Below are 12,597 nucleotides of genomic sequence, written 5' to 3'. Positions count from 1 at the left end.
ACCGTTATCCCAAAACCGGTTGTCAATCATTCCGGTATGGAAGTCATCGTCGTCGCCAGGATGCCGACTTGAGGAGTTGTCGGAGTTGTGAGATGACACGGGCGGTCAACGCACGCGATGCGTGGTTTAAGAGGGGGGATTTGCGTCACCAGTGGCGTCGTTGTCGGGAGGTGTTAGCGGCGTCAAAGTAGGGGTTTCATTTGGGGACGCTTGATCTTCGTCCACCCAGGGCAACAATTCGTCACTTGGATCTTCTTCGAGATAGACTTCGTGAAACGGATTGGCGTCGACGCTACGGCGCAGCAGGAAATAAATCATGGTTGCAGCGCTCCAGAAATAACTGTGCGCAAATGAGACGACGAAGGTTTCTAACACGCTCACCCAGCTCGCCGCAAGTTTGTTTTGCAGGATGTTGCTGGAACCCATGCCCCAAGCAACTCCCCAGTCGGCCATATACGCTGCGAAACCAGCGAGATGGAAGACAAGAAATGTCGCCACAGCCCCGCCTAGGACAGCGATCGCAACCAGCAGAACGTAATACACCGGTTTGGCGAAGACATAGCCGTAAGCACGCGTTAATCCATCGGGAGCATCGCTCCCCTCGACGCTAATAGTGGCAAACATTAACGGCCAGCCGATCGCCAGCCCGACCAACGTCAAAGCCATCAAAAACCCAAGTAGCAATACGATGCCCCAACAAGCGCCCACGATCCATGGACCGGCGGTGGGAATTCGCCCCACAAGTCCGGCGAGCAAGCAGAGTCCCCACAACACGCCGATGCCGCTCAAGGGAATTAAGGGGGAAGAGAAATACGATAAAAACCGGCGGACCGAAAACTTGAGAGCGTCCATGAGACTCGTATTGCGATCCGTGCCGATTTGCACTGCAGCAATGCGAGTGATCGCACCGGCAAAGACTGCCCAGACAGCTAACGTCCATAACAATTGAGTCCACGACAATGCCAGTTGCGACCATGACGCATCGAAGCGAAAGAGAATTTGCACTGGCCGCACGACCGTGTCCAGCGGACTCAATACGCGGGTCCAAGATCTCCAATCAGCGCCGAACGGCTTACCGAATGCAGCAGCTTGTTGCGCTGGGGTCAGCTCGGTGGGATCGGCTGATCCGAACGTGAAAATTTTCGACTGGGGATGAATGGCTTCGGGGGTGGCGAAGGGCAATTTGAGGATGCACCAATTTCCGCCCCATAGCAGTAGCAGGGCAGCGACGGCTAACAGTAGCTTTTGCAAATCCACGGCCATCCGAAAGATCTCAGACATGCGCAGCCAAGGGCAGAGCTGTCGAAAATGGACCGCGTTGACGGACACGCTAGTAGACTGCGGAATCGTCGGTGGATCCGAAGACGTGGGGGCGGGCACAACTAAACCTTCGGGAATGAGTGGGATGAGTCGTTGAGAAGCATCAGCTTGAGATTAAACTTTGTTCCCCGCTCGGCGACAAGCCCGCTTGTCGAGTTCGGCCAACTCCTGAGCCATCTTCCGGAACGTCTCACTCCAGGCTGCATCTGTTTCGCGACGAAACAGTCGCAAGGATTCGTACCAATAACTGCACGTCCCGGTTGTCCCCCAGCGCCAATCGGCGGAATGGGGGAGAGCCACCCAAGTGGGGACTCCCAGTCCGCCCGCCATGTGTACGGTGGAATTATCGACGGAGATTACCAAATCGAGTGCGGCGATTTGTGCGGCGAAATTGTCGAGATCCACAAGGGGGTTCGCGTCGTCCCAGTCGTGCACGACGAAGCCGTATTGTTGCCGTAATCTTTCCAGTTCGTCACGGCAATCGCCGTATTGCAAATTGATGAAGGCAATGTCGCGTTGCACCAATAACGGTTGCCATTGCGACAACGTCGTGGAGCGCCGCTGCCGATCATCTGCCGCTGCCCCACCCCGCCATGAGATGCCCACACAGAATTTGGCATTCAATTGCGCAAACCGATCACTCCAGTTGCGGACCTGAGCAGCATCGGGTTGCAGGAAGGCGGCCGATGCAGGGCCGTTTCCCAGGCTCGTGGCTGAATAGCGCGGCAATTCACCGGCCGCCGTCTGGAAATCAACCGGGCCGATACGACCGCTGGCGAGAAATGACTCAGCATCGCGTGTGGCAATGACCGTCGTACCGGGGAACGAGCGCGCGAACAATTCTACTAACCGGGATTCACAAACCAGCACGCAGGCCTTTGCCTGGCCAATGATCTCGGCATAGCACGAGGCCAACATCAGTTCGTCACCAACGCCTTGTTCGCCATAGACCAGCAATGTCTTTCCACCTAACGCTTCCCCTTTCCATTCGGGGATGGACAATTGGGGTCTTCTCGCGCCGCTGCGCTGCCAGCGCCACTGGTAGTCAGGCCAGGCAGCGTCGGATTGGCCGCAGCGAAAATTCGCCAGCGCGCGGTTGTAATGTGCCTCGACGTGTTGCGGGTTCAGCGAGATACATGTGCCAAAACTGGCGGCAGCTTCATCGTCGTGATTCAGTGCGTACAGGGCGGTCCCCAGATTATTGTGTCCCTCTGCAAAATTGGGCGACAGATTGACGGCTTGTTGAAAAAACGCGCGGGCTCGTTCGGCCGCGCCACGACGCAGCGCGATCTGCCCTCCGTTGGAGAGCGTGGGGACATGGCAGGGATCGATGATCAAAGCAGCGCGGCAGGATTGTTCGGCATCGTCGAGTTGTCCCACTGTGAGATAGGCATGCGCCAAATTGCTCAGTACATCGGCTGATCTGGGGAGACCGCGACGCGCGTTGCGAAACGCTTCGATGGCCGCCTCAGGATCGCCAAGTTTATTGAGCGCCAAGCCGAGATTGTTAGCCGCTTGAGGAAACTCGGGATTGATTTCCAAGCCGGCGCGAAAGCAATCCGCTGCCTCGCTGTTTCGTTCATCGGCCAGTAATAGCAAGCCCAGGCCGTTCCAGATGGCACCGTTCGGAGTCGCATTGTCTAGCGCTGCCCGGTAGGTCGTTTCGGCGTCCGCGGCTTGTCCCAGTTTCTCATAGACAGCGGCCAATTCGGTATAACTTTCGACGGACTGAGGCGCCAACTCCGTGGCTCGTTGAAACGATACGGCGGAATTCGAGAAATCTCCCATCGCTTTGCGGACGCGCCCCAAACTGTGGTGCGCGAAGGCGAAACCGGGATGATGCTCTAAGGCAGTCTGCAGCGACTGTGCCGCGTCGTCGAGTCGTCCGTCCTGAATGGCAATGTGAGCCAAACCAACAAGGGCGGTCGGATGCACCGGCGCAAATTTTAGGATGCGGCGGTAATCGGCGGCGGCATCATGCACGCGGCCATTGATATGCAATAGCTTGGCCCGCCCGAGATGTCCGTTGAGATGTTGGGCATCAATTCGAATCACTTCGCCATAATGCGCCAAGGCTTCGACAGTCCGGCCCTGGGTTTCGCAGGTTTGCGCCAACTGAAATCGCACATCGGCATTGCGAGGAGCAGTGGCCGACGTTTCAAGATAACTGTTTTCGGTAGCTGTATGTTGTTCATCGCGCTTCGGCTGCGTTGCCTGCGAGAATGGTGGGGTTCCGCTGTCCATGATCCATCCCAAAAGTACATATGGCCCAGATATCACCCGCGTCGATCGTCGGGGTTGGTTGGCGAGACCACTCTTTAACAAGAATCGGCTTTTTTAGGCACCTCAAAAAACTCGAGCCGGCAACCATGGTTTGATTTCTCGGCTGTGCGTACTGCTTATTAGGGCCCGCGTTTTGAGATGCGGCGGCGAGTGGCTTCGTCTATTCGATTTTTACGTAGTTTGCTAATATCTATCCCCTTCAAATGATTATCTCTTACAAGTCGTTTCAGAACCCTTTGATGCGTTCAGCTGAGACAGAACTGTATGTTTCTGAAATCAGCACAACTGGGTTTTGTAATTCATAGTCGTCTCGTATCTCCTTCTACAGGAGTTGTCGCGCCCGTGGCGGTCCGATTGCAGACCGATGGAATGTCTCGCAAGCTGTTTACACAACAGCTGGGTGGTTGGCGCTGCGCGCTGGTGGCGTGGATGATCATTGGGTTGGGCGGTTGTCGTTGGATGCACAATCTGGTGCCGGGCAATCAGGCGCGCGAATCACAAACTGCTGCGGCTGATATGTCGCGTTCGACACACGGCGACGGAACGGCGAATCGTGCGTCGATGCATGCGGACAATCCCGACGCCTACGTCCGTTCGGCAGAAAAGGCTATGCAGCAAGAGCAATACGCCGAGGCAGAGCGACACGTTGCCCGTGCTTTGGAATTAAACCCGAACAGTGGGCCGGCCTGGGCGCTCAAAGGGCAACTCGAAGAACACTCGGGGCAGGATGCGGAAGCCATCAGTGCCTATCATCGTGCGGTGTCGTGCGACGTGCAGAATTCGGAGGCGGCGTTGCGTTTGGCAGCGATTCAGATCGACCACGGCCGCGCAGCCCGTTCGGCGCCGGTACTGCGACAGGTCATCCATTGCCCCATGTCGTCCGAGGAACAAAAGTCGCGCGCACAATGGTTGTTGGGTGTGGCCTACGTACGGACGGCCCGTTGGAAGCAGGCGATACCTGCGCTGGATGCGGGAGCGCGGACGCGCGACATGTCTTCCGATGATTGGTATCTCGTCGCGATGGCGAGATTTCGAGCAAGCGATTTCACCGGTGCGCGCCGTGATATTGAAAGACAATTGGCATTGCATCCCGGGCACAACGGGTTTGCATCGCTGTTGGACGATTTGAACTATACGGAATCAAGGCGCGGGGAAATCCTTCCGGCTACCAATTTCGAGGTGCCGGAAGAATCGCCCGCGATATCCTCGCCCCCGCTCTCGCCATGAAGTAAGCAGGGGGTGCAGCGCTATTTAACCCGTTTCAGCACATACTTGCGGGTTGGAGGAACATTGGCGGCGAAAATTTGCTCCTCAATCTCCTGAGCGGCCTTTTCGTGGGCCACCACTCGTTCTTCCATTCCGGCGACCTTGGCTTCGATCCCGGCAACCAGTTTGGCCAGTTTTTCATTATCCGGATCGGCCTTCAACGCGCGTTGTTGACGATCCAGTTGTTGAAACTTGCTCCATTCTCCGCGCAATGAGCGGACGGGGCCTTCGTTGCGTTTTTTGTTCAACATGGCGACTTTCAGTGCCTGTTGATATTGCGGTGTCTTGTCATTGGCTTGCAATTCAATGTGCCGCGCCAGTCCTTGACTGCGATAGCTGCCGACGACTTCCCCATCGATCGACAATTCATATTTCCCCGGCGGGAGTCCATGGACAGACAAGGCTTCGCGGCTCATGCGGTGTCCCAATTTGAGCAGTTTGACGGCGACTTCTGCGTCGGTAGGCAGCACCCAGGGTAGACTTTTGGCCGTCCACTCAAAGGAGAGCGTATCGTCGGCGAACTCGAGATTGGCGACTTCGCCCCCGGCCGCTCTGGCCTTGGCTTTGCCTTTGGGATTGATAGTGATGTTGATGTTGGAAACGCCCTTTTTCGCGTTCATGTCACTCAGAATCGCATAGGCCATCACCAATTGTCCCGCTGGGCCGGGATGAACGGCGTCGGGGATCATGGTGAAGTTGGGATCCGTGTCGCGCTGCTGCAACGTGAGGTGATTCAGCGGGCTCCACATATCCACAAATCCGTCGCCATTTTTGACAGCAATTTCGCGCAACCATGTGCCGTAATAAGCGAGCACCGAGTTGTACAATTCCAACCGTTCCGCCGGCGTGGCTTCGAGACGTTTGGGATTGAGTCGGACGGCGCGGGAATCAAACATGGTGGGGGTCATGAGGATCGGCGTCGCACCGGCATCGCGAATTCGCTGGACGACCTCTTGCATGTCTTTGCGGTAGGTCTGGAAAATCTCTTCGTTGTAGGGGACGTATCTTCCGTCGTTCATACCGAGCAATACGGTCACGTATTTGGGTTTGTAAGCGGCGACATCCCGGTCAAAACGGGCCAACGCATCGAGGGCTTTTGCTCCTCCCACGCCGGCATTGTGAAAATTGATTCGCAGCTTGGGGTAACGGGTGTAGAAATAATCCTCGACGTACTGTGTGTACAAACATTGATGCGTGATGCTGTCACCGAGAAATACCAGTGTGTCCCCATCCTGTAGATCGAGCTTCGTCACTGGAGCCGGTAGCTCATCGGCCATTGCCGGAATGCAGGGCGCAAACAGTGCTGCCATCAACATCATCAAAAACAGTCGCGGGAACCGTTTCATAGCTGTCGTCCTCATTGAAGTGGAAATAGTGAAAATTGTTTTCTGAATCCTAGTCGGCTGCCCCGTCGTAAAAACGAGGTTTCTCAATCCTGCAGTCGCTTACGCATGGCATCAATGCCGTCACTATAGACGTCCAAAACGCGCGACCGTTCTTGAGGGTCGGCAAAGTTGGATTGCTTGTCGATTTGTGCGCGGATTTCGGTCATCTCCTGGATCATCCCTTCAGCGACCTGCCGATCCACATACCGCCGACCGTTCCGAACAATGTGGATCGCGCTGGAATGGGCGAAGAGGTCTTTGCCAAACTCGTTTTTGTTCACCGGTTCCGTTAATTCGGCATCCCCTGCCAGAGGCGGAGCCGGTGTTCTGAGGGCCAACCAGCAGGGTTGGGTTTCATCGAGAGACGCATTGAGTCGGGCTACGAAATGGTTATTCTGCCGCTTGGCGGGCGCGGAATCAACCACGTTGCCGTTTTTGATCAATTCCAGACGTTTGAAGTCATGCCGGCCCCAACCACGGGCTTCGATCTTGAGCGGCTTTCCGTTGTCGATGTCGATCGTACTTCCCGGGCCGTGGCCGTTGACAGTCAATTCCAACAGCGGACCGTTGGTGATATACGTTTTACCGGAAGAGAATGCTGCCAACCATTGCGCGGGGGTCACATATTTTCCAGCGGCGACGTAGACGCGGGAGAAGTCGTACATAAACCAATCGGTACCGGTTGAGAATGGCACGTCGATTCCGGCATTCAAGTAGCGGTAGAAACTCTGCTTGTAACTGGAGTGGATGCCGCCATCGAAGATGTTTTGCGCATCAATGCGTCCGGTGGCCCAATTGGCGAGGTCTTCCAGCCCCCAATCGTTGTGGCACCAAACAACTGTCGCCCCATCGCCGCGGGCGGTGTCGATGCCGCGCTGGATGGGCAGGCCATCGGTGCCGAGTTTCATGATTCCCGGACCGATGCTGACCGGTTGGATCAACTCTTTGATGTTCAAGAACATCACGTGGCCATATCCCTCGCCACCGCCGCCGTAATTGTGACGATGTTCTTCGCCGTTGCCGAATCCCGTTCCGGACGCCTTCGACAAACGCGCCAAATCGTCAGCAGTGTAGCTGTTCGAGGTATACTCGTGGTCGGCGCCGGCGCGTTCCAGATAGGAGAGAAACACGATATCCAACCCGTCCGCGCGGGGGATCTCGGTGAGATAGCGGTCCACCTCAGCGCGGCTGAGTTTCATGAGATGCAAATGCGTATTGGCCGAGCGGAACCCGCGGTCGGCGGCATTGTAAAACCGATGCAACGGAATCGAAAGTGTGTGTTTTGTCTTGTCACGCAGGTCGATCTCGATCCGTGTGGTCTCGGTTTCGAGTCCAGAAAACGCCTCGATCGTCAATCGTTGTGCGGGAAGCGCTATCGTTTTCGATTTTGTGAGCACGGCCCAGTGTTGGATCGGCTCCCCCGCTTTTAATCCGAGTCCCCGGGAGAGCAACTCGTTGACGGTAATCACCTCGCCGGTCGCGGTCTTGACCTTGATCTGACCCGCAAGCGGAGCACCGGTTTGCGCGTCGCTCAGCGAAATGTCGAGTGCGCATGTCTGTTCAGCTCGGCGTGCGGCGATGAGAGACACCACGATCATCAACACGCAACTGACGGCAAGCGGAAGCCGCATTCCTATGCTCCTTTTTGACAATTCGATGCTCACGGACCATTAAAAACTTGATAGGTTATCCTAAAGTTCACTAGCAGGACGCACAACGTGCGGCGTAAAATTCCCGTGGCACTCCACGAGATCAATTCACTAGCATTTACTTTCGAAGAAAATGTAAGGATGGCGCGATGGCACAGGCTATGGATGAACTGCAGCAAAAGCAAATTCGGCAAGCAGAGGAATTGTTGTTCTCGGGACCGCAGAAGGTCGGCTTTTGCAAAGAATTGTTTTTCGGGCGTTTCTTCACCGACGCCATCATGCCCTACCCCAAACTCTCCGCCGAACAAAACGCAATCGGAGACAAGGCTGTCGCCGAAGTGCGGGAGTACCTCGAACAACATCTCGACGCGGCTGAAGTTGATCGCAACTCCGACATCCCTCCGGAGGTAATTCGCGGACTGGCTGATGTCGGCGTTTTGGGAATGACCATCGCGCCGGAGTTGGGCGGCCGCGGGTTGTCGCAGCAGAACTATTGTCGCGTGATGGAAGTCATCGGCGGGCATTGCGCCGCTACGGGAGTGTTTGTCAATGCGCACCACTCGATCGGCGTACGCGGTTTGGATTTGTTTGGCACCGAAGAACAGAAGGCGCGGTGGATGAAACCGATGGCGAGCGGAGAGGTCCTGGCCGCCTTTGCGCTCACTGAACCCGAGGCCGGTTCGGATGCTTCGAACGTGCAAACACGGGCGACGCCCGATCCCGAGCGCGGCGGATATGTCATCAACGGCGAGAAACGCTACATCACCAACGGTGCGATCGCCGGTGTTTTAACGGTCATGGCTCGTACTCCCGATCCCGACGAACCGGACGGTAAGGTCACCGCTTTTCTCGTCACCCCCGACATGCCAGGATTTGAGGTGGTCGAAGCGCGGATGGATAAGTGCGGGATTCGCGGCACGGCGACAGCCCGGTTGGCCTTTAAGGACATGTTCGTCCCTGCTGAAAACATGCTTGGAAAAGAAGGCAAAGGGTTGCGATTGGCGCTGACCGTTTTGGATTTCGGCCGCGTGACGTTCGGCGCTTGTTGTACGGGCGGAGCCAAGGCCTGCCTGAAAAAAGCGACCGACTATGCCAACCAACGGCGACAATTCGGGAAGAACATCGGTGAATTCGAGTTGGTGAAGGAAAAAATCGCCGTCGCCGCTGCGGATACTTTTGCTATGGAGAGCGCCGTCTATCACACGGCAGCGCTGATCGATAGCGACGCTGAGGATTACATGTTGGAAACGGCCATGCTCAAAGTATTTGCCAGTGAGCGACTGTGGACGATCGTCAATGACACGCTTCAACTATACGGCGGGGCGGGGTATTTCTGCACGGAACCGCTGGAGCGGATGATGCGGGACGCGCGGATCAATCAAATTGGCGAAGGGGCCAACGATGTGCTGCGGTCATTCATCGCCATGGTCGGTCTACGCGGCGTAGGAATGAATCTGCAAGAGGTGCAACAAGCCGCAAAAAACCCCTTCACGGGAGCAGGAAAATTGTGGGGCTTCGCTGCGTCGACGACCAGCCGTGTCTGGTCCACGGCGCAACTACCGGTTCCCCATGCACGTTTACAGCCGGCGGCGAAGGCACTCGGACGACAGATCGTGCAATTCGGCCGCGCCTGCCAAGGCTTATTGATGACGCATCGTGAAGCGATTCTCGATCGACAATACCATCACGGCCGGATTGGCGATATCGGCACGGAGTTGTTTATGGCGAGCTGCGTCTATTCGCGATTGGTGCAATTGGTCTCACAGAACGATTCAAGTACCGAACGCGATTTGCAAACCGGATTGCTGTATCTAAAAATCGCCGACCGCCGCAACCAAGCCCGTCTCGCCACGATCAACGACAACGACGACGCGGCCTATACGAAGGTTGCCGATGCGTGGATGGGGCAATAGTCCGGCCAGCTAGACCGTACCCTGAAGGCTTTTGCTGTTTTGAGTGGCGACCGCTACCGTTGCGGGGTAAATTGGCGTGCGTAGCAGCGCTCTTGCTTTGTCTGGCGTTTGGTTCTGGACGATCGATCAGGGCGCATGGTTGTCTGTCGAACAGCTTCGCTAGGGTGAATGCGAAAAGGTCCAGTCCATGCCCGATGCTCCTGTCAAAACCTACCCGGATGCGGAAACCAGCATCGGTCCGGTTCTCGACGCCCGCTTTTTTGAGACGTTTGCCAATGTCAATAACGTTGAGAAAAGGCAGCGAGAAAAGTTTCGTGCTGCTCTGGTGATTGGCGCCATTTTGCTGCTGTTGAACTACTTGGGCGTTCTCAAATTAACCGGTCCCAAGACGGTCTACTTTGCCACCGTTATTTTAGTTCACGAATTCGGGCATTTTGTCGGGATGCGACTCTGCGGTTATCGGGGTGTCGGCCTATTGTTCTTGCCTTATCTGTCCGATTCCGCTCAAGGGGTGCGCACACACGCTTCTCCGCTGCGCGAGGCAATTGTCATTCTGCTGGGCCCGTTACCAGGGATGTTAATTGGTTTGATTTTGTCGTTTCTCGCCGTGCTGGAGTTCTCTGATTCGATACGATTCGCGGCGATTTGCTTTCTGGCCTTCAACTCAATTTCACTTTTACCCTGCTTGCCATTCGATGGCGGTCGGTTGCTGCAGCGGGTTGTGCTTGTGCGTCGTCGGTATTTGATGGCAATGGTCCAACTCACTTTGGCGTCGTTCCTCGTGCTGATTGGTTGGATGCTGGGAATGAAATACACAGTGATCTTGGGCTTAGGATCCTTGTTCTGGACAACCCTGAACTTTCGCTTCGATAGCATTGCGCAGCGGTTGCACGGCCAGTTTCCGGATTTAGAACTTGGAGAATCAGGTCACGTTTCTCTGGAGTCCGCCGCAAGTATTGTCAAAGAACTGCGGCAGCATGTGCCTTTCACATTGCGGTTCGGCATGGATGCCTGGGCCGTGCGTTCGATTTGGGAACGCCTGATGGCCAAACCGGCGGGGGTGGGGACAATTTTGGCGTCGCTGGCTGCTTATGCTGCGGCATTTGTGTTGCTCGTATGCGCCACTGTCGGCCTGATGTTTTATCCTGAGGAGCAAATCTCCACGGTTCAGTTACCGGATGGAACTGAGCAAAAGCAGGCAACAATATCTTTGCTCGGCAATCGAGTCATTGAAGTCGGTGTTTCCGATGAGGGACGCTACCACGGCGAGCAAAAAACCTATGTGCCAGGCGGCGACGCGGTCTTGGTACAGGGCGAATGGAAGAATGGGTATATGGAAGGCGTGTGGACGACGAGTACGGAAGATGGCAACGCGATCTCACGCATGACGCTTAAGCAGGGCGAACTGATCAAGTATGAAGAACTTCGCGATGGCGTGTGGGGCGAGAGCCACCCTGCGAATATCGCGTGGTTCGATCGTTACGACCTCTGGCGGCACCGCCGCGTGGCTCCGGAAGGTCCGCAATAAGCGAAGTGATGCTATGCATGGAAAATGAATGAATGCGTTGAGCGGCATTTGGATTCCGAATCACCGAGTGTCGTTATACCGGCCGCGCCGATTGTAACGCCGGTGACTATCTCGTATCTGGCATCCGGTACGTCCCGCTGAAGCCGGGCTGCTGATTGTTCCGAAATTAAGATGTAACCGGCCTAGAAACCGTTCTTAGGTTTGGTTTCATTGGAGCGAACAGGATGGTTTTGAGACGCGACAAATTTCGTGGCGGCCCCTGTTTTCTCGGACGATTCAGTTTTTGCTTGGCTAAATGGAGATGCTGACCGTGACTGATTTGCTGCAGAACGCAACCTATGATCAGATCGTGCTTTCAATTTGCTTTGCCGCCGTGGTGGTAACCGGTTCGATGATGCACCTGAGCGCGCACGTCGGAAACATGACGCGTGGAAAACGGCTCGGTAGCGACGAGCGCTCGCAACGCTTGAAGCTGCAAACGATTTCTGAAAACGAAGCCCCCATTCGTGAAAAGGCCGCATGAGCCTTCCCGTATCGTGGCTGCGCGAGACAGGGCATTCGTCGTAGCGGGATTCGTTGCTAAAATCCGTGCGAACGGAAAACCCTGCGGTGCGCGGGCCTCGACGCTTACGGAAAACTCCCTGTTCAGGAGGAGTGGGCAATTTCTGCCCAGTTCGCATGCTATAGATGAGAACAACCTGATATTCCCGTGATGATTGCCTGGGGTAGAATGAGGACTCTCATGAACAGCACACAAACCAGTGGACCGATCTTTTCCGATTTTGCCGACGATCCCGATTTTGAGGACCTGTTGGAGATGTTCGCCGAGACTGTCGGGGAACGGCGGGTATTGTTGCAACAACAGTTTCGCGCAGGCAATGTCGATGATATGCGCGTCACCGCCCACCAACTCAAAGGGGCAGGCGGCGGGTACGGTTTTGACGGCCTCAGTTCTGTTGCCGCCGAGTTAGAACAGGCCTGCAAGGAAAACGACATCGATCGTGTCGGCCAATCGCTCGATTCGGTGCTGGAATATATGGGCCGGATTCAGACGTAATTGTCGGCGAATGTTGATGGATTGCCGGTGTTGGCCCAGCTGGATGCTTTCTAGCTGCGGAATGCCGCATTGGCGCGACTGCGCCCGTCCAGCGCACTCAGATTGCTTTCAATTCCCCGGTTTTAGCCTTGAAACCTCCTGGATTTCTGTTCAGGATGGATGTGTGGGCGCGCCATGCCGGTCAGCTGAGTTTTTA

At 55.7% G+C, this 12,597-nt stretch carries 9 protein-coding genes; 5 read left to right on the top strand and 4 right to left on the bottom strand.

Translation table 11 applies throughout. The features are described from left to right. Positions 1-126: 126 nt before the first annotated feature. Both CA54_RS23805 and CA54_RS23800 read right to left on the bottom strand, forming a co-directional pair. The gene (locus CA54_RS23805; RefSeq protein WP_146373514.1) at positions 127-1,281 is read right to left on the bottom strand and encodes a hypothetical protein; all 1,155 of its coding nucleotides are present in this window, start codon (positions 1,279-1,281) and stop codon (positions 127-129) included. Between the two features lie 153 nt (positions 1,282-1,434). Then, the gene (locus tag CA54_RS23800) at positions 1,435-3,564 is read right to left on the bottom strand and encodes a tetratricopeptide repeat protein (RefSeq protein WP_146373513.1); all 2,130 of its coding nucleotides are present in this window, start codon (positions 3,562-3,564) and stop codon (positions 1,435-1,437) included. A 381-nt stretch (positions 3,565-3,945) separates the two neighbouring features. On the opposite strand from CA54_RS23800, the gene CA54_RS23795 reads away from it, so the two are divergent. Then, positions 3,946-4,830 carry a tetratricopeptide repeat protein gene (locus CA54_RS23795; protein ID WP_197532779.1) on the top strand — a complete coding sequence of 295 codons (885 nt, stop codon included), beginning with the start codon at positions 3,946-3,948 and terminating at the stop codon, positions 4,828-4,830. 20 nt (positions 4,831-4,850) lie between these two features. On the opposite strand, the gene CA54_RS23790 is transcribed toward CA54_RS23795, so the two are convergent. After that, positions 4,851-6,215 carry an SGNH/GDSL hydrolase family protein gene (locus CA54_RS23790; protein WP_197532778.1) on the bottom strand — a complete coding sequence of 455 codons (1,365 nt, stop codon included), beginning with the start codon at positions 6,213-6,215 and terminating at the stop codon, positions 4,851-4,853. A gap of 83 nt (positions 6,216-6,298) precedes the next feature. Continuing rightward, positions 6,299-7,885, bottom strand: coding sequence for a CehA/McbA family metallohydrolase (locus tag CA54_RS23785; RefSeq protein ID WP_146373510.1), 1,587 nt, complete (start codon positions 7,883-7,885; stop codon positions 6,299-6,301). Positions 7,886-8,052: 167 nt separating this feature from the next. On the opposite strand from CA54_RS23785, the gene CA54_RS23780 reads away from it, so the two are divergent. The 4 genes from CA54_RS23780 to CA54_RS23765 all read left to right on the top strand — a co-directional run bounded on the left by CA54_RS23780 (position 8,053) and on the right by CA54_RS23765 (position 12,401). After that, positions 8,053-9,816 (top strand): acyl-CoA dehydrogenase family protein, encoded by a 1,764-nt coding sequence (locus CA54_RS23780; RefSeq protein ID WP_146373509.1) that lies wholly within the window; start codon positions 8,053-8,055, stop codon positions 9,814-9,816. 187 nt (positions 9,817-10,003) lie between these two features. Then, the gene (locus CA54_RS23775; RefSeq protein ID WP_146373508.1) at positions 10,004-11,344 is read left to right on the top strand and encodes a hypothetical protein; all 1,341 of its coding nucleotides are present in this window, start codon (positions 10,004-10,006) and stop codon (positions 11,342-11,344) included. Between the two features lie 295 nt (positions 11,345-11,639). Continuing rightward, positions 11,640-11,867, top strand: coding sequence for a hypothetical protein (locus tag CA54_RS23770; RefSeq protein WP_146373507.1), 228 nt, complete (start codon positions 11,640-11,642; stop codon positions 11,865-11,867). A 219-nt stretch (positions 11,868-12,086) separates the two neighbouring features. Continuing rightward, the gene (locus CA54_RS23765; protein ID WP_197532777.1) at positions 12,087-12,401 is read left to right on the top strand and encodes an Hpt domain-containing protein; all 315 of its coding nucleotides are present in this window, start codon (positions 12,087-12,089) and stop codon (positions 12,399-12,401) included. Positions 12,402-12,597: the final 196 nt, after the last annotated feature.

The organism is Symmachiella macrocystis, from assembly GCF_007860075.1.
GTDB classification, from domain to species: Bacteria; Planctomycetota; Planctomycetia; order Planctomycetales; family Planctomycetaceae; genus Symmachiella; species Symmachiella macrocystis.
Note: the sequence above shows the minus strand (reverse complement) of the source record. Positions and strands in the feature narration are given on the sequence as shown.

What these genes read in the sequence shown, in the direction of transcription:
- CA54_RS23805 (WP_146373514.1), bottom strand. Translation starts at nt 1,281, where the DNA reads ATGTCTGAGATCTTTCGGATGGCCGTGGATTTGCAAAAGCTACTGTTA.
- CA54_RS23800 (WP_146373513.1), bottom strand. Translation starts at nt 3,564, where the DNA reads ATGGACAGCGGAACCCCACCATTCTCGCAGGCAACGCAGCCGAAGCGC.
- CA54_RS23790 (WP_197532778.1), bottom strand. Translation starts at nt 6,215, where the DNA reads ATGAAACGGTTCCCGCGACTGTTTTTGATGATGTTGATGGCAGCACTG.
- CA54_RS23785 (WP_146373510.1), bottom strand. Translation starts at nt 7,885, where the DNA reads ATGCGGCTTCCGCTTGCCGTCAGTTGCGTGTTGATGATCGTGGTGTCT.
- CA54_RS23780 (WP_146373509.1), top strand. Translation starts at nt 8,053, where the DNA reads ATGGCACAGGCTATGGATGAACTGCAGCAAAAGCAAATTCGGCAAGCA.
- CA54_RS23775 (WP_146373508.1), top strand. Translation starts at nt 10,004, where the DNA reads ATGCCCGATGCTCCTGTCAAAACCTACCCGGATGCGGAAACCAGCATC.
- CA54_RS23770 (WP_146373507.1), top strand. Translation starts at nt 11,640, where the DNA reads ATGGAGATGCTGACCGTGACTGATTTGCTGCAGAACGCAACCTATGAT.
- CA54_RS23765 (WP_197532777.1), top strand. Translation starts at nt 12,087, where the DNA reads ATGAACAGCACACAAACCAGTGGACCGATCTTTTCCGATTTTGCCGAC.